Source organism: Pseudomonas sp. NCIMB 10586 (genome assembly GCF_023127895.1).
Classification (GTDB): Bacteria; Pseudomonadota; Gammaproteobacteria; order Pseudomonadales; family Pseudomonadaceae; genus Aquipseudomonas; species Aquipseudomonas synxantha_A.
This window is the reverse complement of the sequence record NZ_SPKQ01000024.1, coordinates 14,464-37,609: the sequence shown is the minus strand read 5'-3', so window position 1 is coordinate 37,609 and position 23,146 is coordinate 14,464. Positions and strand designations below refer to the sequence as shown.

The 23,146-nt window shown below is 60.2% G+C and carries 15 protein-coding genes and 4 tRNA genes; 4 read left to right on the top strand and 15 right to left on the bottom strand.

Going from position 1 to position 23,146, the window contains the following annotated elements:
- Positions 1-124: 124 nt before the first annotated feature.
- The 8 genes from E4P01_RS11570 to E4P01_RS11535 all read right to left on the bottom strand — a co-directional run bounded on the left by E4P01_RS11570 (position 125) and on the right by E4P01_RS11535 (position 11,933).
- Positions 125-1,030: a hypothetical protein gene (locus E4P01_RS11570; RefSeq protein WP_216090984.1), complete on the bottom strand. Its 906-nt coding sequence runs from the start codon at positions 1,028-1,030 to the stop codon at positions 125-127.
- 34 nt (positions 1,031-1,064) lie between these two features.
- On the bottom strand, positions 1,065-9,602 hold the full coding sequence (locus E4P01_RS11565) for an SDR family NAD(P)-dependent oxidoreductase (protein ID WP_216090983.1): 8,538 nt from the start codon (positions 9,600-9,602) through the stop codon (positions 1,065-1,067).
- Positions 9,599-10,708 carry a MupA/Atu3671 family FMN-dependent luciferase-like monooxygenase gene (locus E4P01_RS11560; protein ID WP_032877031.1) on the bottom strand — a complete coding sequence of 370 codons (1,110 nt, stop codon included), beginning with the start codon at positions 10,706-10,708 and terminating at the stop codon, positions 9,599-9,601. The genes E4P01_RS11565 and E4P01_RS11560 overlap by 4 nt, the downstream gene beginning before the upstream one ends.
- Before the next feature lie 30 nt (positions 10,709-10,738).
- Positions 10,739-11,107, bottom strand: a complete 369-nt coding sequence (locus E4P01_RS11555; protein ID WP_032877032.1) for a hypothetical protein — start codon at positions 11,105-11,107, stop codon at positions 10,739-10,741.
- A 306-nt stretch (positions 11,108-11,413) separates the two neighbouring features.
- Positions 11,414-11,490, bottom strand: a tRNA-Asp gene (locus E4P01_RS11550).
- 19 nt (positions 11,491-11,509) lie between these two features.
- Positions 11,510-11,585 (bottom strand) — tRNA-Val (locus tag E4P01_RS11545).
- A gap of 176 nt (positions 11,586-11,761) precedes the next feature.
- Positions 11,762-11,838 (bottom strand) — tRNA-Asp (locus E4P01_RS11540).
- Positions 11,839-11,857: 19 nt separating this feature from the next.
- Positions 11,858-11,933, bottom strand: a tRNA-Val gene (locus E4P01_RS11535).
- 159 nt (positions 11,934-12,092) lie between these two features.
- Here E4P01_RS11535 and rdgC point away from each other — a divergent pair.
- From rdgC to sugE, 3 genes are all read left to right on the top strand, one after another.
- Positions 12,093-13,013: a recombination-associated protein RdgC gene (gene rdgC / locus E4P01_RS11530; RefSeq protein ID WP_005786703.1), complete on the top strand. Its 921-nt coding sequence runs from the start codon at positions 12,093-12,095 to the stop codon at positions 13,011-13,013.
- Between the two features lie 166 nt (positions 13,014-13,179).
- Positions 13,180-14,139: a bile acid:sodium symporter family protein gene (locus tag E4P01_RS11525; RefSeq protein ID WP_216090982.1), complete on the top strand. Its 960-nt coding sequence runs from the start codon at positions 13,180-13,182 to the stop codon at positions 14,137-14,139.
- 112 nt (positions 14,140-14,251) lie between these two features.
- Positions 14,252-14,566 (top strand): quaternary ammonium compound efflux SMR transporter SugE, encoded by a 315-nt coding sequence (gene sugE, locus E4P01_RS11520; protein WP_010211634.1) that lies wholly within the window; start codon positions 14,252-14,254, stop codon positions 14,564-14,566.
- Positions 14,567-14,672: 106 nt separating this feature from the next.
- On the opposite strand, the gene E4P01_RS11515 is transcribed toward sugE, so the two are convergent.
- The 3 genes from E4P01_RS11515 to E4P01_RS11505 form a co-directional block, all read right to left on the bottom strand.
- On the bottom strand, positions 14,673-16,547 hold the full coding sequence (locus E4P01_RS11515; RefSeq protein WP_216090981.1) for an MFS transporter: 1,875 nt from the start codon (positions 16,545-16,547) through the stop codon (positions 14,673-14,675).
- Positions 16,548-16,606: 59 nt separating this feature from the next.
- Entirely contained in the window at positions 16,607-17,755 is a 1,149-nt protein-coding gene (locus tag E4P01_RS11510) for a TDT family transporter (RefSeq protein WP_216090980.1), read from the bottom strand.
- A gap of 111 nt (positions 17,756-17,866) precedes the next feature.
- Entirely contained in the window at positions 17,867-19,054 is a 1,188-nt protein-coding gene (locus E4P01_RS11505; protein ID WP_032877038.1) for an MFS transporter, read from the bottom strand.
- A gap of 90 nt (positions 19,055-19,144) precedes the next feature.
- On the opposite strand from E4P01_RS11505, the gene E4P01_RS11500 reads away from it, so the two are divergent.
- Complete coding sequence (locus E4P01_RS11500) at positions 19,145-19,684, top strand: TetR/AcrR family transcriptional regulator (RefSeq protein WP_032877039.1); 540 nt, start codon at positions 19,145-19,147, stop codon at positions 19,682-19,684.
- Between the two features lie 146 nt (positions 19,685-19,830).
- Here the strand turns inward: E4P01_RS11500 and E4P01_RS11495 are convergent, their stop codons facing one another.
- The 4 genes from E4P01_RS11495 to E4P01_RS11480 form a co-directional block, all read right to left on the bottom strand.
- Positions 19,831-20,610 (bottom strand): ABC transporter permease, encoded by a 780-nt coding sequence (locus tag E4P01_RS11495; RefSeq protein ID WP_005786689.1) that lies wholly within the window; start codon positions 20,608-20,610, stop codon positions 19,831-19,833.
- Positions 20,607-21,539 (bottom strand): ABC transporter ATP-binding protein, encoded by a 933-nt coding sequence (locus E4P01_RS11490; RefSeq protein ID WP_032877040.1) that lies wholly within the window; start codon positions 21,537-21,539, stop codon positions 20,607-20,609. Before E4P01_RS11490 ends, E4P01_RS11495 begins: the two co-directional genes overlap by 4 nt.
- Positions 21,540-21,674: 135 nt before the next feature.
- Entirely contained in the window at positions 21,675-22,292 is a 618-nt protein-coding gene (locus tag E4P01_RS11485; RefSeq protein ID WP_148852252.1) for a glutathione S-transferase, read from the bottom strand.
- A gap of 56 nt (positions 22,293-22,348) precedes the next feature.
- Positions 22,349-23,008, bottom strand: coding sequence for a transglutaminase family protein (locus E4P01_RS11480; protein WP_216090979.1), 660 nt, complete (start codon positions 23,006-23,008; stop codon positions 22,349-22,351).
- Between the last annotated feature and the right edge of the window lie 138 nt (positions 23,009-23,146).

The window sequence follows — 23,146 nt, the reverse complement described above, 5'->3', positions numbered from 1 at the left end:
GGAGAATTCTTGAGGAATGGCCGCCAGGCGACCCCACATCATTCTCAACTTACAAGAATTCGATCCTGACCAAACCTATGAGCGGTTATAGGTTTGCCCATACAGCCAAGGTAGCCCGCCGGTTTCAGGCATCACTCACCCGTTGCAACAATGTCTGGCAGCGCAGCCCATCGGCATTGGCAGTCAACATCACCAGGCCGCCATGCACCTGCTGCGCACGCGCCTGGTAATCGCACAGGTTGATCAGCGAATCAGCGGAAAAACAATGCCCCACCCGCGTCACGTTATCCACATACAACTGTGTACCGCTCACCCCCTGCCGGCCTTCCTTGATCTTGAGCACTGGCAGGAACACGTTGCTGCACACCACCTGTTCCAGGTCCGCCGTATTAATCTGCTGGCGGTGCATAAACTGCTCATGCACCTCACGGAACAGCCGGGTGTCATCCTCCTTGGGGTCGTGTGCCAGCCCGGCATTTGACCTGGCCAGGCTGCCGAGCATCTCGAAGCCGCGGCGGCGCCCTGAAGTCACCAGGCAACTGGCAGCACCATCACTGAACAACGCGTAATGCTGGAACCGGAAAGCTTCGTCTTCGATACGATTGGCCGAGACCACCAGCACATTGTCCAGCCCGGCCAATACCTGGGCGCGGGCGACCTCAAGGCCTGCCAACAGCATGGTGCAATCGCCCCATGTCACGCCCAGCGGGAAGGCGCGAGCCAGTTGCAGCTCGCGCAGCAGCGGCAGATAGTCCACCACCTGGCCCGACTCGAAATTGCTGCTGCACACCACCAGCGCATCAATGTCACAGCCCCGTAAGCCGCTGCTGGCCAATGTGCTGGCGACTGACTCAACCAGCAGTTCGCCGACCGAGCGTGTCGTACGCCAGTAGGTGCCCCAGCCAAACACACTGGCGAAATCGGGCATGCTGTGTTGCTTGCACACCGCCTCGAAAGAAGCCGCGTCGCGATAATCATGGGCCTGTTCACCCAGGACATAGGCGGTGGAGGCCAAATAGGCAGTTCTCATCGTTACTTACCTGCGACATTGAAAGTCATGGTTGCTACCGCTGCGCCAACACGTCTTCGACCACTGCGCAAGCGCTGTCAGCCGCCAAGGCGCCACTCTGCACCTGGTTCAGGATCGTATCGAGCAAGTCATCGGAGCTGTGTACAACCTGCACCCGGCGATCGACCTCATCCGCCAGGGACTTGAGCGTGGGCCAGGTATAGATCGCGTCGGCCGCTAGTTGAATGGAAAAGTGCCGGCTGACCCCGCGCATCCATTGTGTGCCTGTGACCGAGTCCATTCCCAGGTCCAGGAACTGCGCGCCACTGCGCAACTGCCCAGGGTCGAGAAACAACAGTTCACCCAGGCTTTGCTTGAGGTAGTCCTGGATCGACTCGCGTTGCGCACTTGCCTGCGCGCCAGGCTGCGGTGCCGTTGCCACTGGCTCGCGCTGGACCGGCGCAGCCGTTGCTTGAGTTGGCTGAAGCTGGGTGCCCACCCATTGCGTAAAGGCCTTGAATACCGGATAGGTATAAATGCCGTCGGCGGGAATCTTCAACTGGTAGTGCTTGTTGATTTCACGGATCCATTGCGCGGCGATCACCGAGTCCAGGCCCAACTCCAGGAAGCGGCTGCCGTCGCGTATTTGGCCTGGCTCGCAATACAGCATGGCCGCCAGGCTCTGGCGCAGGAACTGTGCACATTCGTCGTCGGCCACTGGGACGACCGGCGCCGCCTTGGCCGCTAAAGGCGCGGGTTGGCTGAGTATCCGCGGCGCGGGCGGCACGATGGGTGCGCTATCAGCCACAGGCAAAGTATCCAGTGCACGCAGGCGAATCTTGCCGCCCTGCGCCACGGACGCCACAGACTCAACCGAGACCGCCACCTCACTCGGCGCCCAATAACGTTGCCGGGCAAACGGGTACGTCGGCAGGCCAAGGCGCGCTGGACGGTGCGAGTGATACAGCGGTGACCAGTCAACCGCTTCGCCTTGCACCCAGCGACGCAGGATGCCCCCCAAGTCAGCCTGGTCGAACATCTGCCGAATGGCGGCGCAGGCTTGCTCACTGGGACGCGTCGCCAGGCTGTGCGCCTCGGGAAGGCAGCCGGACCACCAGGACGGCCCCTCTAGCGCGCCATCGATAAAGGCGCGCAGCTCACGCACCAGTTCGTCGCCCGAAGTGACCAACAGCGCCACCCGCCACTCCCAGGCCTCGCGCCCCACTTGCAGCGTGTAGGCCAGGGCTTGCAGGTCTGGCTCGCGATTGGCCGCAGCGTCCAACCACCAGTCCACGAGCCGCTGCGCCACCTCCAGCAAGGCTTCGCGAGAGCGTGCAGAGAGAACGATGGGTAACGGCGCAGTCACTGTCATCGCCGCGTGAGCAGCTTGGGCCAGCGGCGCCTCGCTGACGATCAGGTGAGCATTGGCCCCGCCGGCGCCAAAGGAGGAAATGGCAGCCATGCGCAGGCCCGGGACGCCATCGGAGCCGAGCGGGCGCTCCCAGGGTGCCAGCGTACGCTGCACACGAAAGGGGGTTTCGCTGAAGTCGATATTGGGATTGAGCGTTTCAGCGTGCAGTGAGCTCACCAGCAGTCCGTGCTTCATTTGCAGCAATACCTTGGTCAACCCGGCGATGCCCGCAGCGCTTTCGCAATGACCGATATTGGACTTGACCGACCCCAAGGCGCAGAACTGCCGGTCCGGCGTGTAAGCCCGCCACGCACGGGACAGGCCGGCCACCTCGATCGGGTCGCCCAACACCGTACCCGTGCCGTGAGCTTCTACATAACCGATCTGCCGCGGCTGTACGTTCGCCTGGCGCAAGGCACGGCTGATCACCGCGGCCTGGGCTGCCGGATTAGGCACTGCATAACCGTTGGTTCGCCCGCCATGGTTGATGGCACTCCCGCGAATCACTCCATAAATACGGTCGCCATCGGCCTGGGCCTGATGCAGCGGTTTAAGCAGTACAGCCCCCACACCCTCACTGGGCACGTAACCGCTGCCACTGGCACCGAAGCTTTCACAGCGGCCACGTCGGGAGGCAAATTTGCCTGCCCCCAGCATGAGGAACTTGGCGGGGTGAATCGATACATTCACGCCTCCGGCCAGCGCTACTTGGCATTCGCCACTGTGCAGGCTCTGGCAGGCCAGGTGAATAGTCGTCAGTGAGGACGCACACATCGCATCGATGGCCATGCTTGGCCCATGGAAACCGTTGACGAACGAAACGCGATTGGCAATCGACGATGGGCTCATGGACAGCACCAGCGGCCGCCCCTCGGCAGTCTGTTGCGCCCCATACAGTTGGTACTCTTCGTACGTTACGCCGACGAACACACCGACCATGCCCTCGGCATCTTCGTGACGGGCGCTGGCTGCCAGGCCCTGGCGGGTATAACCGGCGTCTTCAATGGCCTCGTGAGCGGTCTGCAGGAACAAGCGCTCCTGGGGCTCCATGGCCATCGCTTCACGCGGCGAGATACCGAAAAACGCCGGATCAAATTCAGCCACTCCATCAATGAACCCGCCCCAGCGCGCGTAGGTCTTGCCCGGCGCGTCTTCATCAGCGCTGTAATAACGGGAGTGGTCCCAGCGCTCGGTGGGAATCTCACTGATACAGTCGCGCCCTTGGCTGAGTACCTGCCAAAACTCTTCCAGGGTGCGGGCCTGGGGATAGCGCCCGGCAAGGCCAATGATGGCGACGTCAAAGCGTTGCGACGTCTCCTTGGCGGATGCAGGCGATTGCGCGGCGTCGGCAGGCACGGGGTCGTGGCTGGCAATACCGGCCACCCGCGCCTCATCGGGGCCTGACGCCAGCGTGCCCGCTACGTCGGCGACCAGCGCCACCAACGTCGATGCATGCTCGCGACACAGGTATGCGGCCAAGGCGCGCAGCGTCGAATACTCAAAGAACAAGGTTTTGGGCAGCGCGCCGAATTGCGCCTCCAGCGCGGCGGTGATCGTCATGACCATCATCGAGTCCAGCCCGTAGCGCTCCAGCGGCTCATCACTGTCCAGACGATCCTCCGGCCATTGCACCACAGGGGATAGCACCCGTTTGAGCACTTGCAACGCATGCTCAAGCAGCACTTGCGCTGAGGCGGTGCCGGCCACGGCACGCGGCGCAGTGCCGGCGTGTAGCTGGGCAGGCAGGTGGGCCACCAGATCGTCGAGGCAACGCACTTGCCGATAAACCAATGGCGAAACCTCAAGCCCGCATTCGCGATCAAGTGCCTGGATCAATTGATTAAAGCGCGCCTGATCCAACCCATAGCTGTCAAAGTCGTGGTCACCCTCAAGCTCGCTGGTCGCGATGCCGAGCACTTGCCCCGCCAACCTTTTCACCACGTCAAGCATGCGTGTATCAGCGGGCAGCGTCGCCTCGTTCGACAGCGGATGCAGACGCCGGCGCAGGCGCTGTTCATCCCCTTCTATCACCACGATTCGGCACGCATCACTGTCCATCACTTGATGAAACGCCGCAACGCCGTGTTCGCGACTCAACGGGATCATGCCCGACTCACGCTCCAGCAACGCACTGGCCTGTGCATCCAATTGCATGCCGCCGTCGCGCCACAGCCCCCAGGCAATCGAAACGGTTCGGCCTCGACGCTCGCCCATCTGGACCTGCTGGGTGCGCTGTTCGGCGAACCCATCCATGAAGCCGTTGGCCGCCGCGTAGAACGCCTGGCCCGGGTGCCCGACGGCTGCCGCGGCGGATGAAAACAGCACGAAACAGTCCAGGTCGCAGTGACGCGTCGCCTGATCGATCGACCAGGTACCGCCCACCTTGGCCGCCAGCACCCCATCGCCGTGTTGGTGTTTGAAATTACGCAAGAACTCATCGTGCAGCGTTCCTGCACAATGCAGCACACCATTGAGCGCACCGTACTGGGCTTGCACATCAGCCACGAGCCGTTCGGTAGCCGCCTCGTCACTGATATCGACTTGCTCATAGCTGACCTGGCCGCCCATGCGCCGCAGGGCATCCAGCCGATCCTGGCCGGCCTGGCCCAAGGGGGAGCGCCCCACCAGTACCACGGTTGCGCCTTCGACACGGCTGAAAATATCGGCGGCGAAACACTGCGCCAACCCGCCCATTCCCCCTGTCAGCAGATAGACACCCGCGTTCTTCCACCCACAGCGGTGCGTATCATCCAGTACTGTCGCCTGCGTCCACTGACGGGCATGGCCACCTTGAGCGTCGAACCGCAACCAAGGATGAACCTCCAGGGCCGCAGCCTGCTCAACGGCGTGCCGAACCTGCGTAAAAGTGAAGCTCTGGTCGATTTCAACCAACTGCGTTCGCAGCTTGCTGCTTTCAAGTTGCGCCGACCTCAGCAGCCCATGAATGCCACTCAGCCACGCAGACCGATTGACGGGTATTACCACTTGTACCGAGATAACTTCGTGCGCCGCATCGACAATGATCTGGCGCAAATGCTCAGCAATTTGCCCGACACAGTGCACGTAGCGTTCTGTCGGCAAGCCCTTTGGCGTCAGCACCTGCCACCCTGGATGATCCGACCGTTCTCCAGGCCACTCACACAGGATGACGTGGCACCGCCGAGGCGCCGCCGCCGCAGGTGAGGCCTGCACCGGCTGCCAGCGCGGGCGCACCAATAATGTCGCGGCGGTGGTAGGTGGTACGGGCGCCCTGCCAGGCTGCGCCGGGGGCCGGGCCACGCTGCCAAGAGGAACCAGTTGCGGTGCCCTGGGGATGGGTTCACGGTCGAACGAATAGCCCGGCAAACTGATACGACGGGCAGTACCCGGCGCCACCAGGCGCGCCCAGTCGATCACCTCCCCCGCTCTCCATAACTGGGCTAATTGCGCCCATTTGCTCTCGGCATACCACTGATCAAGCAACGTCAGCGCTGATTCATCTTGACCGAACAAACTCAGGCGGTCGGCGTCCTTGAGCGTCGTGGACTGCACGCCCGGGTGGGCCTCACCGGCACAATAGCGACGCAATGCATCCATGAGGTCGGCAGTCGACGTGGCGATGCAACTCAATCGCGCATTCATGGCCTGGCGGCCCACCTGCAGCGTGTAGGCAATGTCACGCAAGGGCAGCGACGGATTGCGTTCCAGAAACACTAACAAGGTGTCCACTTGTCGTACAAGTGCAGCCTCATGGCGTGCCGAAAGGACAATCAGGTAGTCGGCCCGCACATCTTCGGCGGGTTCGGCACGCACAGGGGCCTGGCGCAGGATCACGTGGGCATTGGCACCGCCGGCACCGAAGGATGACAGGCATGCAATGCGCTCTTGCGCGCCCTCGCCGTCGACGTCCCACGGTTCCAGCGCCTGAGGCACGCGAAAAGGCGAGAGGCTGGCGTCGATATCCGGGTTCATCTGCTGCGAATGCAGCGACGGCGCGATTTGCCCGTGGCGCATCTGCAGGAGGACCTTGCTCAGGCCGGCGATACCAGCCGCAGCTTCAAGATGGCCGATGTTGCTCTTGACCGACCCCAGGCGACAGAAGCCGGTGCGCTCGGTGTCCTGGCGAAACGCCTCGACCAGGCCGCGAAATTCGATGGGATCGCCCAGCGCCGTACCGGTGCCGTGGGCCTCCACATAGGTAACCTGGTCAGCACTGACGCCGGCCCGGTCCAATGCCAGGCGAATCATGGCGCGCTGGGCTTCGGGGTTGGGCACCGTGTAGCCATTGGCTTTGCCGCCATGGTTGACCGCACTGGCGGCGATGACGCCGTGAACCATATCACCGTCCGCCAGCGCGCGTTCCAGCGGCTTTAGCAACAGCGCCCCCACTCCTTCGCCGGGAACAAACCCATTGGCCCCCGCACCGAACGCTCGCGACTTGCCATCGGCGGATAACACGCCCAGTCGTGCGAACTCGGCAAAGGTGGAAGGGTGGGTGTAGGCATTGACGCCACCGACAACCGCCACGGTGCACTCGCCTGCCTGCAAGTGCAGGCAGGCCTCATGCACCGCGGTCAGCGAAGAAGAACAGGCGGTATCCACGGGCAGGCTAGGCCCGGTAAACCCGAAGCGATAAGACACGCGGTTGGCGATCGAAAAAAACGAATCTTTATAGTTATCGTGCCCGGCCTTGGACACTCCCACGAATACGCCGACCTTCTCCTGCTCCAGAGACGCAGGCGTATACCCGGCATCTTCCAGGGCATGCCATGCGCACTGGATGAATTGACGTTCCTTGGGGTGCATGTAGGTGGCTTCGGCCAGGGAAAAGTTAAAGAACATTGGGTCGAAGTCATCCAGGCCTTCGATGAAACCACCCCATTTACCGTAGCTTTTACCCTCTTGGATCGCACGCTGGCGGTCCGCGTTAAAATGCTCGTCAAGGCTCCAGCGTTGCTCGGGCACGGTTTCGATGCAGTCCCCTGCGTTTGCCAGGCAATCCCAGAACGCCGACAAATCCGCTGACTTGGGATATACCCCGGCCATGCCGATTATCGCGATCTGCCCACGCGCGCCCGGACTGGGCAGGTGGTAAGGGGCGGCAATGCGCTGCGCAGGCGCGCAAGCCAGCCAGGCCACCAGTCGCGCCGGCGTAGCGTGCTCGAACAGTACCGCTGGCTCGACCACGATGTCCTGGTCGCGCATATGCCGGCAGAGTTGACGCACCATCATCGAATCAAAACCCAACTCACTGAACTGCGCGTCCAGATCCAGTGATGCCGCAGGCTGTTCCAGCGCTTGGGCCAATGCTTCACGTACCGCTTGCTCGGCGGCGTCCGGGCTCCAGGCTCGGCGCCCTGTACGCGATGTACCAGGAGCCGGATACGCCGCCATGGGTGCAGGCGCGTCATACCAGAACGACTGGGTATCAAAGGGGGTCGTCGGCAGGGGCACCCGTGGTGCGCGGGTGGCCTTCGCCATCGGGCGCTCACCCGCCAGCCAGAGCTCGGCCCAAGGGTCAAGCGCCGCGTCCGTAGGCGCTGCGACGTCCTTGGCGAAGACAACTGCGCCCGTAAGATCGCCCGTGTGTAACTGGGCTAGCACATCGAGCAAGCCTGGGCGCTCCATGGCCACGATGACCACGGCGGCGGCAAATTTCTCGCGCCCGAATTTGAGCGTGTCACTGACACTTTCCAGGCACAGCGTCGGCTCATCGATCAAGGCCTGGTGCATTTGTGCCGCGAGCAGCGCCAGCAGCGCCGGGGTCGGCGCGCTAAGGGGGAACAGCAATGGGGCCTGACTCGGCACCACACGACCGGGCGCTTGGTGCACATATTCTTCGACTAGAATGTGTGCGTTGTTTCCGCCTGCGCCATAGGAATGCAAACCCGCCAGGCGCGGGGTAGCCTGGCGTGGCCAATCAACGGTATGGGTAGCGAGCCTGCAAGGCTGTCCGGCGGTATGCAGGTGGAGATTGGGCTGCTCAAAGTCGAGGATTTTATGAATCTTTTCGGTCTGCAAGCTGCGGATGATCTTGAATAGCGCGCCAATGGCTGAAGCGGCATGCATATGTCCGCTCATCGGCTTGAGCGTGCTGATAGCGCACTGGCCTTCCTGCAACTGCACGCCTTGCTCCCGTCCCAAGGCCAGCAAGCCATGATTAAGGGCATCCCACTCAGCGATATCTGCCACGGGGTTGCCCATGCCCTGGGCTTCGATGTAGCTGACGTGGCGTGGATCGATCCCCGCCCGTCGGTAGCAATCCTGTACCAGGCTTGAATGTGCGGACACACTGGGCGCAGCGATTGACGCCGCGTCGCCGCCGTTGTAATTGACCGCCGTATTGCGGATCAGCCCATAAATATGATCGCCGTCGGCCTCAGCCTTCGACAACGGCTTGAGCAACAGGCTGCACACGCCTTCGCCGCGCAGGTAGCCGTCAGCGCCGGCGCCGAAGGATCTCACGGTCGGTTCGGGGCTCATTTGCCCGCTTTGCGACAACGTCACGAACACGTCCGGGCGCAGCAGCAAGTTGCAGGCACCGACGATCGCAGCATTGATCTGGCCACTGCGCAGCGCGGTGACCGCGTGATGAAGCGCGACGGCACCGCCGGCACACATCGCATCGATTCGTTCGCTTGGCCCACGCAGGTCATAGAAATGTGACACCCGGTTGGCGAGCATACTGGCCGCCTGGTCCAGCCCTTCGCCGGGATCAATCTGGGCCTGGAGTAGGTTGAGGTGGTATTCGTTACGCTCGGCGGCGATAAATACACCGGTGGCCGAGCCTTTCCAGTCAGTGTGGCGATAACCGGCGTCTTCAAACGTCTGGCGCACCGACATCAGCAACAAGCGTTGTTGCGGATCCATCTTGCGCGCCTCCGCCGGCAACATGCCAAAAAAGACCGGATCGAATTGATCGATGGCGGGTATAAACCCGCCCCAACGGGTGCGCATTTTCCCTTCTTCAATATTCGATCCGGCGTACCAGGACGTGAAGTCAAAGCGCGTCGCCGGGATCTCCTCGATCAACGAACGATCATCATCCAGCGCCTGCCAGAACTGACGTACGCTAGCCGACTGCGCGACGTTGGCGGACAACCCGATGATCGCCACCGGTTCAGGAAAGGACGGGGCAGGCTGGGCCTTGAGCGAGGCATTGATGGCGGCGGCGAGGCGAGCTTTCTTGCGTTCGATATTCACTGTGCTGACCGCTCCTGGAACGAGGCTACGAGTTGTTCAAGGTAGGGCAAGGACTGATGCACCACGGCGTAGTCCACGCCGAAATCCATCAGGCAGGCAATCTCATCGACGCCGGTCTCAAGCACTTGGCCGACTCGATACCGAACCTCATCGACCGTACCGAACAACGCGCCGGTTTCGTAATACCGCTCAAATGCGTATTGCAGGACGTTTTCCTGCTCTGTGGCATCCAGGGGACGACCGTCAGGCGTCGCCCGTGCTTTCATGTGGGCTACCAGTGAGCTGCGGATATAGTCTTTGAACGGTGCTTCGACGGCTCGGCGAACCCAGGCGCTATCGGGCCCCACCAGGGTATGCAGCATAAGGGTGACGCGCCCGGAAGCCGGGTCGAATCCCGCATCGCGGCGCGCTTGGCGATAAAGCCCAATTTTTTCGGCCAGGTCCGGCAGGTCAATGCCGTACAACATCGTGAAGACGTTGAAACCCGCCTTGCCAGCGGCAATGAACGACTCTGTATTCTGCGCTACCAGGATCCAGACATTCAGGCTGGTCTGTAGGGGTCGGGGAAAGGTGACGACCGACACTGGATCGCCACCAGGCCCCGGGAATGAAAGGCGCTCACCCGCCCATAAGCGACGTACCTGCTCGATGCGTTGCCACATCACCTCGCGCCGGTCCTCGTAGGCATGCGGCGCCAAGAGAAAATCAGGCCGGCTCCAACCTGAGCCGAACCCAAGGTCTACCCTTCCGCCAGAGAGTACATCGTTCATCGACCAACTTTCGACCACGCGCGCCGGGTGATGCAGGGGCAAACTGATGCCTGCGGTGCGAAAACGAATGTGTCGGGTTTGGGGGATGAGTGACGCCGCCATTACTGCGGAATCGGGGTAAATCGCGCCAAACTCGTGGAAATGACGCTCAGGAAAATACACGGCCTCAAAACCCTGCGCATCGCCAAACAACGTCAACGACCGAGCGAACTCATATTTCTCGCTGGCGCTGATGTCTTCGCGCACATCGGAAAAAAACAACAGGCTGAAGGCAGGCTGACGCGGCGCACGCGCAGCGTTCGTCACACCCAGGCCGAGTAATTGTTCAACTGACATGTCTTGAGGCCTCTTGTAGATACATCGGGTTCACGCCACCACAGACGGCCGGCTGAAACACTGTTCCAGTTCGAAGAACTGCGGCTTCATAAACGCCAGGGGGCCACGTAACTTGTCCAGCTCCTCTCGGGGCCCATGCACTTCATAGCGAACAATTGAAGCCAGGTGAAACGCCTCGGAATTCAGCTCAGCGATATTGACCAAGTGGTTCAAAAGCCCTTGGGCATCGCTGTAGACCTCCCGGCAATGGCCTTGGGTGCCATTGAAGCTGAAACCGTAGTACAGGCATCCGGGCTCTTTAGAGGTCTTTTCGATAAACACGGCGCAATACGCCTTGAACGCTTCAAGGTGACGTTCGGGGATTTCGAAATAAGGCATGGCCATGCAGGTGCGATTCATCTTCGGCCGTTCCGTTAGAACCAATGTCCACGAGACCTTACCGCAGCAAGACGAACTGGCACTCCTATCAGCACTTAGGATTGACAAGGTTCTTCAATAGGGATAAAGGCTGCGCACGAACCCTGGAGGCGTGACGATTGACAGCGCAGGATTGGCGACCCAAATAAGACGATGAGGACGCTAGGATGGGCGAGCGAACGCTATGGTTGGAGAGGAACGGCGAGAAAAAATCCGGGCACAAAAAAAGCGGCCAATGGCCGCTTTGTTCGTAGTTTCCAGGTGTTCAGTGGGCCTGGAAGCAAAATATGGCGCAGCGGACGGGACTCGAACCCGCGACCCCCGGCGTGACAGGCCGGTATTCTAACCGACTGAACTACCGCTGCGCGTAACACTTGAAGCGAATGGTGGGTGATGACGGGATCGAACCGCCGACCCTCTGCTTGTAAGGCAGATGCTCTCCCAGCTGAGCTAATCACCCTTCGTTTCGGTGTGGGCGCATCATACACCAAAAAATCGTAATGTCTTGATTTAAATGCAATTTATTTAAAAAAAGTTCCGCGTACGATTTTTTGCCATATTCCGGACAAAGAAAAGCCCGCGATTAAGCGGGCTTTCTGTGGTGACCTGGCGTTCAGCGTTCCAGGTGACCGAATATGGCGCAGCGGACGGGACTCGAACCCGCGACCCCCGGCGTGACAGGCCGGTATTCTAACCGACTGAACTACCGCTGCGCGTAACACTTGAAGCGAATGGTGGGTGATGACGGGATCGAACCGCCGACCCTCTGCTTGTAAGGCAGATGCTCTCCCAGCTGAGCTAATCACCCTTCGTTTCGGTGTGGCGCGCATTCTACGTAGCGACCCCATGTCTGGCAAGCACTTTCTTAAATCTTTTTTTTCAGCCCTTCCAATGGCTTAGGCAGGGTTGGCCTACGGCGTGATCAAGAGAATAATGCCCCCCTTTGTATAGAGGAGAGACTCACCCCATGTGGTTCAAGAACCTGCTTATCTATCGCCTGACCCAAGATCTGCCTGTTGATGCCGAGGCGTTGGAAGCGGCCATGGCCACCAAGCTGGCGCGCCCGTGTGCAAGCCAGGAGTTGACCACTTACGGTTTCGTTGCCCCCTTCGGTAAAGGTGAAGACGCTCCCCTGGTTCACGTCAGCGGAGATTTTTTGCTGATCGCCGCGCGCAAGGAAGAACGCATCCTGCCAGGTAGCGTGGTGCGTGACGCACTGAAAGAGAAAGTCGAAGAGATCGAAGCCGAGCAAATGCGCAAGGTCTATAAGAAGGAGCGCGACCAGATCAAGGATGAAATCATCCAGGCCTTCCTGCCGCGTGCCTTTATTCGTCGCTCGTCGACCTTTGCTGCGATCGCGCCGAAACAGGGCCTGATCCTGGTCAACTCGGCCAGTCCCAAGCGTGCTGAAGATCTGCTGTCGACCTTGCGTGAAGTGATCGGCACCCTGCCCGTCCGTCCGCTGACGGTAAAAACCGCACCGACCGCAATCATGACCGACTGGGTCACTACCCAGAAACCGGCCGATGACTTCTTCGTCCTCGACGAATGCGAACTGCGCGACACCCATGAAGACGGCGGCATCGTGCGCTGCAAGCGCCAGGACCTGACCGGCGAAGAGATCCAACTGCATCTGACCACCGGCAAGGTCGTGACCCAACTGTCCCTGGCGTGGCAGGACAAGCTGTCCTTCATGCTCGATGACAAGATGACCGTCAAACGCCTGAAATTCGAAGACCTGCTGCAAGACCAGGCGGAACAGGACGGCGGCGACGAAGCCCTGGGCCAACTGGATGCCAGCTTTACCTTGATGATGCTGACGTTCGGCGACTTCCTGCCGGCGCTGGTTGAAGCGTTGGGTGGTGAGGAAACCCCACAGGGCATCTAAACAACACCGATCCAATGTGGGCACGGTCAGTGTGGGAGCTGGCTTGCCTGCGATAACGGAGTATCAGCCAGAGTAGTGCCGACTGATACACCGCTATCGCAGGCAAGCCAGCTCCCACATTTGATCGCGTCGCCCTATTCAACACTCTAATAACAAGGACATCCCCATGCGCGCACTCGCTGCCTTGAGCCGCTTCGTCGGCAATACCTTCGCCTACTGGGTGTTGATATTTGCCGTGCTCGCCTTCCTCGAACCCAGCTGGTTCATCGGCCTGAAAAGCGCCATCGTCCCGCTGCTGGGCCTGGTGATGTTCGGCATGGGGCTGACCTTGAAACTTGAAGACTTCGCCGAAGTCGCTCGCCATCCATGGCGCGTGGCCTTGGGCGTGGTCGCGCATTTTGTGATCATGCCGGGCGTGGCATGGTTGTTGTGCCAGGTCTTTCACCTGCCGCCGGAAATTGCCGTCGGCGTGATCCTGGTCGGCTGCTGCCCAAGCGGCACCTCGTCCAACGTGATGACCTGGCTGGCCCGCGGCGACCTGGCGTTGTCGGTGGCGATTGCCGCCGTCACCACCCTCCTCGCCCCACTGCTCACACCTGCGTTGATCTGGCTACTGGCCTCGGCCTGGCTGCCGGTATCGTTCATGGAGCTGTTCTGGTCGATCCTGCAAGTGGTGCTGCTGCCGATTGTGCTCGGTGTGGTGGCGCAACGGGTGCTGGGCGAGCCGGTTCGCCATGCGGTGGACGTGCTGCCGCTGGTGTCGGTGGTCAGTATTGTGATCATCGTCGCGGCAGTGGTTGCCGCAAGCCAGGCGAAGATCGCCGAATCGGGCCTGCTGATTATGGCGGTGGTGATGCTGCACAACAGCTTCGGTTACCTGCTGGGCTACTTCACCGGGCGCTTGTTCAAGTTGCCGCTGGCGCAACGCAAGTCGTTGGCGTTGGAAGTCGGTATGCAGAACTCCGGGCTGGGTGCCGCGCTGGCCAGTGCGCACTTTTCGCCGCTGGCGGCGGTTCCCAGTGCGTTGTTCAGTGTCTGGCACAATATTTCCGGCGCATTGCTGTCGACGTATTTCCGCCGCATGAGCGAAAAGGAAGACCGTCGCGCCCTGGAAACCGCCCCGTAAGCTTGATCGCCTGATCCATTTTCGGCACTCTACCAAGCTTCGCGAGGACGACCTCGCGACGCTATCAGGCGCTTACCAGGGGACGACCCCACTTTGTAGAAGCGAGGTCATCATGTCCTGGATCATTCTGTTTTTTGCCGGGTTGTTTGAAGTTGGCTGGGCCGTCGGCCTGAAATACACCGACGGTTTCAGCAAGCCACTGCCCACCGCCCTGACGATTGCCGCCATGGCCGTCAGCCTTGGGTTGCTGGGGCTGGCCATGAAAGAGCTGCCGCTGGGCACCGCCTATGCGATCTGGACAGGCGTAGGTGCCGTGGGCACTGTGATTGCCGGGATTATCCTGTTTGGGGAGTCCATGGCGTTGTTTCGGTTGGCGAGTGTGGCGTTGATTATTTGCGGGCTGATTGGGCTCAAAATTTCCACTTAAGCCACTACGCTATCGCAGGCAAGCCAGCTCCCACATTTGACTGTATTCACAATTCAAAAGGTGGGAGCTGGCGTGCCTGCGATGAGGCCCTGACAAACAACGAAAACTACCTGACACTCCCCCGCAAACCACCCACTACTGCCTGCAACTGCACAGGCGTTGCCGCCTCCACAGCAATCGGCTCACCCGCCACCAACACCACCCGCGACCAGATCCGATGAAAGAAGCCCTTGTGCGGATCGCGACTGAAGAAACTCCCCCACAGCCCCTGCAACGCCATCGGAATCACCGGCACCGGTGTCTCCTCCAGAATGCGCGTCACCCCACCACGAAATTCATTGATCTCGCCATCGGCCGTCAGCTTGCCTTCCGGGAAGATGCACACCAACTCACCTTCCTTCAGATACTGGGCAATCCGCGCGAACGCCTGTTCGTAGATCTGCATATCTTCATGGCGCCCGGCAATCGGAATCGCCCCGGCGGTGCGGAAGATAAAGTTGAGTACCGGCAAACGGTAGATCTTGTAGTACATGACAAAGCGAATCGGCCGACGCACCGCGCCGCCGATCAACAGCGCATCGACAAACGACACATGGTTGCACACCAGCAACGCCGCGCCTTCATCCGGAATAGCCTCCAGGTTGCGATGCTCCACGCGGTACATGGAATGGCTGAGCAGCCAGATCATGAAGCGCATGGTGAATTCGGGGACGATCCTGAAGATGTAGGTGTTGACCGCAATATTGAGCAGCGACACCACCAGGAACAACTCGGGGATCGACAGCTTGGCCACGCTCAACAGCAGGATCGAAACGATGGCCGAGACCACCATGAACAATGCGTTGAGAATGTTGTTGGCCGCGATAACCCGTGCCCGTTCGTTCTCGGCAGTGCGCGATTGGATCAGCGCATACAGCGGCACAATATAGAAGCCACCGAATACGCCCAGGCCGAGGATATCGAACAACACCCACCAGGCCTGGCCGTAGCTGAGCACCGCGAGCCAATCGTTGGCCTGGACGTTCTGCGGGAAGCCGCCGGAGTGCCACCACAGCAGCAGGCCGAACACCGTCAGGCCAAACGAGCCGAACGGCACCAGGCCGATTTCCACCTTACGCCCGGAAAGCTTTTCGCAGAGCATCGAGCCCAGGGCGATGCCCACGGAAAACACAGTGAGGATCAGGGTCACCACGGTTTCGTCGCCGTACAACCACTCCTTGGCGTACGCCGGGATTTGCGTGAGATAGATCGCACCGACAAACCAGAACCACGAGTTGCCGACAATGGAACGCGACACCGCCGGCGTCTGCCCCAGGCCCATGCGCAACGTCGCCCAGGACTGGGTGAAGATATTCCAGTCCAGGCGCAGTTGCGGCGTCGAAGCCGCCGCGCGCGGGATGCTGCGGCTGGCAAGGTAGCCCAGCACCGCCACGCCGACAATCGCCACCGCCACCACCGGCGCGTAATGGGTGGAAGACATCATGACCCCGGCGCCAATGGTGCCGGCCAGGATCGCCAGGAACGTGCCCATTTCCACCAGGCCGTTACCGCCGACCAGTTCATCGTCGTGCAATGCCTGGGGCATGATCGAGTATTTGACCGGTCCGAACAGCGCCGAGTGGGTGCCCATGGCAAACAGCGCCAACAGCATCAATTCAAGATGATTGGTCAGGAAGCCCGCCGCGCCGACGGCCATGATCACGATCTCGCCGATCTTGATCGCACGGATCAACGCGTCCTTGTTGAATTTCTCGCCAAACTGTCCGGCCAGTGCCGAGAACAAAAAGAACGGCAGGATAAACAACAAGGCGCACAGGTTGACCCAGATAGAGCGGTCGCCCTCGATGCTGAGCTTGTAAAGGATGGCCAGGATCAGCGATTGCTTGAAGATGTTATCGTTGAATGCGCCCAGCAACTGGGTGATGAAAAACGGCAAGAAACGCCGTGTGCGCAGCAAGGTGAATTGGGAAGGATGGCTCATCGTCGTCCGTGTTCCTGCGTGGCCTTTATTTATCAGGCCACGACTTTACCTAATCCTGCTTACTTATTCGCTAGTCCTGCAATGCAGGGCGAAACAAAAAGCTCGCCTTTATAAGCCCCCTGCACGGTGCGCTTGGCCACGATCAGCCACATCAACGCCAACGCCACCACCAGCGCACTGCCGAAGATGCTGAAGAACCCCAAATGCAACACGTTCGCCAGTTTCAGCGTGGCCAAGGCGTAAACCCCCAGCGGGAAGGTGAAGCCCCACCAGCCCAGGTTGAACGGGATCCCGGCGCGCAGGTAACGCAGGGTGATCAGCACGGCGATCAACATCCACCACAGGCCAAAACCCCATAGGGTGATACCTGCAATCAGGCCCAGGCCATGGGCCATTTCACCGACATTCTCCAGGCCATTGGCGGCGAAGATCGCTGGCGCATCGCCCCCCAACAGCAACATGCCCAAGGCACCGGTACCAATCGGCCCCAGCGCCAACCAGCTCGACGCCGCCATATTGGCGTGGGGCAATTTATGCAAGGCCATGCGCAGCATCAGGATGGTCAGGATGCTGAACGCCACCGGCAGGGAAAACGCCCATAGTACGTAGCTGGTCACCAGCATCACCAGTTGCGCATGGGCATCGGTCAGGTGCGGCGCGAGCAAGCCGCCGCTGGCCGCCGCCACTTCTGCCGCCACCACGGGCAACAGCCAGACGGCGGTCATCTGGTCGATGCTGTGCTCCTGGCGGGTGAACATCATGAACGGGATGAGTACGCCGCAGGCCAGGGACATGGCCACGTCCAGCCACCACAGGGCTTCGGCCAACGGGATGACATCACTGCCCCAACGTGGCAGGCCGAACAACAGCAATCCGTTGAGAATGGTCGCCAGCCCCATGGGGATGGTGCCGAAGAACATCGAAACCGTGGAGTGCCCGAAAATGCGCCGCGCCTCGTGGAAAAACATCACCCAACGGGCGGCATACAACACGCTGAACAACACGAACAGGCCGATGGTGAACATCCACAGGCCTTCAGCGACAGCGTGCAAGCCTGGCAAAGTGACCGGCAACTGAGCCAGGGCCAGCGCCAGCACCCCGGTGCCCATGGTGGCGGCAAACCAGTTCGGGGTGAACTGGCGAATCACTTCCCGGGGACGGGTCAGGTGGCTGAAAGGTTTGTAACGGTGGGTGGTCGAGCAGGTCATGATTTGATCCTCTTCCTCGCATGAGGTTGAGGTCATGGTAGAACCTGAATGAATATCTATATAACGGGTAATATCTCTAACTGTTATCTACTTTATAGATATTTGCCATATCTACGCAGCTGCCCGGCCCCGGGCAGAGCCCTGCCACAACTGCCCGCCAAGAGCCCCCAACGCCAACAGAATAAGGACCGCAGCGTAGCCATCGGTGGTGACGACGAGGCCAAACTCCCGGCTCAGATTGCCCGCCACCAACGCCGGTACGCAGAATGCCAGGTAGCTCAGTACATAGAATGCCGACATCAACCCCGCGCGCTCATGGGGCAACGCCAACCCGACGATACTGCGCACGCTGCCCATAAAGCCGCCGCCGAAACCAAAGCCGGCGATCACACTGGCGACAAAGAACAACCACAGGCTGGCCGTCTGTACGGCAACCAGCAACAGCCCCATGCCGACGGCCAGCAGCGCCGCCGACAGGCGCATGACCTTGTCAGCCGCACGGTTGCGCAGGCTGTAGATCATGACCGCGCCACTTAACGTGACCACCGCGACCAGCCCCCCGCCGATCAAATGCGAGGTCGACCCGGTGGCGACCCGCACCAGCGAAGGCGCCAAAGAAGAAAAGAACCCCCCCAGCGCCCATACCGCCACATTCAACGGCATCGCCAACCACAAGGCCCGACGCGCTTGCGGTGGCACATGCAGGGTGGGCGCCAGGGACTTCAAGGCCCCCGGTATACGACTGACCGTCTCGGACAACCGCCAGACATACACGGCCTGCAGCACCATCAAACCCAGCAGAGTGAGATAGATCAATTGCGTCGGCCGTGGCGCGTACTCCACCAGCAAACCGCTACCCAGCCCGCCACTGGCCATGCCCAGCATCGGCGCAAGGCTGTTGAGCATCGGGCCGCGCACCCGGTCAGTATCGAGCAGCGTCGCACTCAGCACCGCTGTGGCAGTACCGGTCGCAAAACCCTGTAATGCACGTGCAGCGAGCAGATAGGCCGTACTGTCCGCGTTGATAAACAGCAGCATCGCTACGATATTCAGCAGCAACGCGGCAAAGATCACCGGCTTGCGCCCCAGGTAATCGGAAAGCGAACCCACCGTCAGCAGCGCCGCCAACAGGCTTAGGGCATAGACGCCAAAGATAGCCGTCAGCATCGCGGCCGAAAAATGCAGGTTGTCCTGATACACCTGGTACAACGGCGTCGGCGCGCTGGAGGCGGCGAGAAAGGTCAACACTGTGATCACGAGGAACGTCAGGCTGGACCGCTGGGAATTGACGCTGATCATGGCACACTCCGCTAAAGCTAATATTTTGCTTTTGTGGAGTGTGCTACTCGCTGACGCTTAAAGCAAATTCTTTGTGTTAAGGTTTTAGCCATGGCAATCAAAGAAGGCCTCCGCCCGGGGGGCCGTAGTGCCCGGGTACAAGAATCCGTCCACAGGGCGGTGCGCCAATTGCTGGAAACCCATGAGCGTTCCGGTGTCACCGTGCCAATGATTGCGGCGTGCGCAGGCGTCACGCCGTCGACCATTTACCGGCGCTGGGGCGACCTGTCAGTACTGCTCGCCGACGTCGCCCTGGCACGTATGCGCCCCGATACCGAACCGGCCAACACCGGTAGCCTGCGCGGCGACCTGCAAGCCTGGGCTGAGCAATATCTGGATGAGATGAGTTCGGACGTTGGGCGCAATATGATGCGCGACGTGCAAAGCAGCCCGACGCCGGGGTATTGCGTGAGCATCCTGAGCGGGCAGTTGCAGGTGATGGTTGATCGCTATCCGCTATCAGCGCCACCGAGCGTCGACCGGCTGATCAACCTGCTCGCGGCGCCGACGGTGTTTCGTATTCTGTTTTCGGCCCAGCCTTTGGCGGTTGAAGAACTGCATGCCCTGATAGAGCTGGCCCTGAAAAACTAAAAACCTACACAAACCAAATGTGGGAGGGGACTTGCTCCCGATAGCGATCTCTCAGTCACTGCATGTGTGACTGAACCACTGCTATCGGGAGCAAGTCGAATCGTCGCACCGCCCCTCCAACATTTTTACTGCATTAAGCTCAGTACTTATGTACGCATCCCGCGCCCACTCACCAGCAGCCGCGCACAACCGATATACAGCACCACGGTCGCCACGATCATAAAGGTGATCGCTACGCTGATCTTGATATCCGACACGCCCAGAATGCCGTAGCGGAAGGCGTTGACCATATGCAGCACCGGGTTGGCCAGCGACACGGTCTGCCAGAACGGCGGCAGCAAGGTAATGGAATAAAACACCCCGCCCAGGTAGGTCAGCGGCGTCAGCACGAACGTCGGGATGATCGAAATATCATCGAAGTTGCGCGCGAACACGGCGTTGATAAAGCCCAGCAGCGAGAAAATCGTCGCCGTGAGCACCACCACCAGAATGGTGACCCCAAGGTGATGCACTTGCAGGTGGGTAAAGAACAGTGACAGCAGCGTCACGATCACCCCGACCATCAGGCCACGCAGCACACCGCCCAGCGTATAGCCGATCAGGATGGTGTGCGGTGACACCGGCGAGACCATGAGTTCTTCGATGGAGCGCTGGAACTTGCTGCCGAAGAAACTGGAGACCACGTTGCCGTAGGAGTTGGTGATCACCGACATCATGATCAGGCCCGGCACGATGTACTCCATGTAGGTGAAACCACCCATGTCGCCAATCTGCCGGCCAATCAGGTTACCGAAGATCACAAAGTACAGAACCATGGTGATCGCCGGCGGCAGCAGGGTCTGCGGCCAGATCCGGGTAAAGCGTTTCACTTCGCGATAAACGATGGTTTGCAGCGCGACAAGGTTGGGTTGCAGTTCGGAACTCATACCGCCACCTTCGCCAGATTTTTCTCCACCAGGGACACAAACAACTCCTCAAGGCGATTGGTTTTGTTACGCAGGCTCAACACTTCGATGTTCTGAGTCGCCAGCTGGGTGAACAGCGCGGTGATGCCCATGGCTTTGTCCACCTGCACCTCCAGGGTGTGGCTATCTACCAGGCGGCTTGGGTAACCCAGCAGGTGCGGCGCCACCGACAGATTGTTCTTCAGGTCGAGCAGGAAGGTTTCCACATGCAACTGGCCCAGCAGGTTGCGCATGCTGGTGTTCTCGACAATGGTGCCGTGGTCGATGATGCCGATGTTGCGGCACAACTGCTCAGCCTCTTCCAGGTAATGGGTGGTGAGGATGATGGTGATGCCTTTCTCGTTCAGCTCGGTGAGGAAGGTCCACATCGAGCGACGCAGTTCGATGTCCACGCCTGCAGTGGGTTCGTCGAGGATCAGCAGGCGCGGCTCATGCACCAGCGCACGGGCGATCATCAGGCGCCGCTTCATGCCGCCGGACAACGAGCGCGAAGGCACATCGCGCTTGTCCCACAGGCCCAGTTGGGTCAGGTACTGCTCGGCGCGTTCCTTGGCGATTTTCGCCGGGATGCCGTAATAGCCAGCCTGGGTCACAACAATGTCGAAGGTCTTTTCGAACTGGTTGAAATTGAATTCCTGGGGCACCACACCGATGGAGCGCTTGAGCGCCGCCGGGGACTTGTCCAGGTCGTGGCCGAAGATGTTCACCGTGCCGCTGGTCTTGTTGACCAGGGTGGAGAGAATGCCGATGGTGGTGGATTTGCCGGCGCCGTTGGGGCCGAGCAAGGCGAAGAAATCACCTTCGGCGACGTCCAGATCAATACCACTCAGGGCCTGGAAACCGTTGCCGTAGGTTTTGGTTAGCTGCCGGATGGACAGAGCGGAACTCATATCGGAATACGCACCAAAGAAGGGAATAGAAAGAATAGATGAGGGCGCAGCGCAGGTAGTTCAACCGACGATGCAATGCGGGCATGGTGCTTGCCCATGCCGCACAAGTACAGTCACCCGTATTAATAGTGTGTATTAAGTCAACGCGGTCATCACCGCTTTGCGATACGCCGGGCGCTGTTGCAGGCGCTGGTACCAGGCCTCCAGATGGGGCATTGCCGGCCGCTCAATGGGCATCTCGAACCAGGCATAGATGAAGCAACCCAGAGGGATATCACCCATGCCGAACGTCTGACCGGACAGGTAGGGTTGCTCGGCAAGGGCCTGGTCGACGGTTTTGAGCGCGTCGATACAGGCTTGGCGCCCGGCATTGATACTGTCCCAGTTTTGCCTGTCAGCCGGGGTGCGCACGATCCCCCAGAACACCGCCTTGAACGGGTCGGCGAGCGTGGAGGTGGTCCAGTCCATCCACTTTTCGGCATTGGCCCGGGCTTGCAGGTCGCTGGGGTAGAAGTCCGATGCCTGTTTGGCGCACAGGTAGCGCACGATGGTGTTGGATTCCCACAGCACAAAATCGCCATCTTCGATCATCGGCACCCGGCCATTGGGGTTCAGGGCCCGATATTGCGGGGTGTCGACCACACCAAAAGCCCCGCCCGCATCAATTGCCTCATAGTCCAGGCCGAGTTCCTCGGCGCACCACAGTGCTTTCCTGACGTTTGATGAATTTTTACGACCCCAGATTTTCAGCATGACCGCGCCTTATTGTGGATGAACTTGGCTGGATGAAGGCAGCAGCATACGCCGGATCAGCCACGGCTTAAATCGTCCTGCAGATCGCCCAGCAGGGTCGGTGCATTGTCGGCAAACAAGTGCGGGTAACACTGGCGGATATGCGCGAAAAAGAATGCCTCGGGGACGTCAACAAATTGCCCGTGATCCATCACATATTCCATTGAGCGACGGCCCTGGCGATTGAACGCGTGGAAGACACTGTCATGCAAGCCATCGAATTCCAGTGGCGGCACATCAAACACGTCGCACAGTTGCTGATTGAACGCCGGAGTCGCTTTGACCCAGCGGCCGTTCAGGTACAGCTCGGTATAACCGTGCATGGCGAACACGTCACTTTTGAGCAGGGCAAGCAGGCGCGGTGTGGACAGGTGGTTGCGCACGTCTGCCAGGCCAATGCGCGCGGGGATGCCACAGTGACGGGCGCAGGCGGCCAGCAAGGTGGCCTTGGGCACGCAATAGCTTTCGCCGGCAGCCAGTGCGAAGCTGGCATTCAATGTGTTGGGGTCGCGGCTGAAGGTGTAGGGGTTGTAGCGAATCGCCTCACGTACGGCGTAATAAAGACTGACTGCCTGGTCACTTAAATCCGTGCGGGTTCCGCGATGTTTTTCGGCGAACTCCACCACCGCAGGGTGGTCACTATCGATGAAGCGGCTGGGACTCAAGTACGCATTCATAAGCTTGATCTCCGAAGTGAGCCTGGAGTTTAACGACAGGCCTGCCACAGAGATAACGACGATTACGCCAAATGTCGGCGCCTGCTGATGGGTATCCCCAGTACAACTTGTAACACCCTGATCACCCGGCTTGTTCGG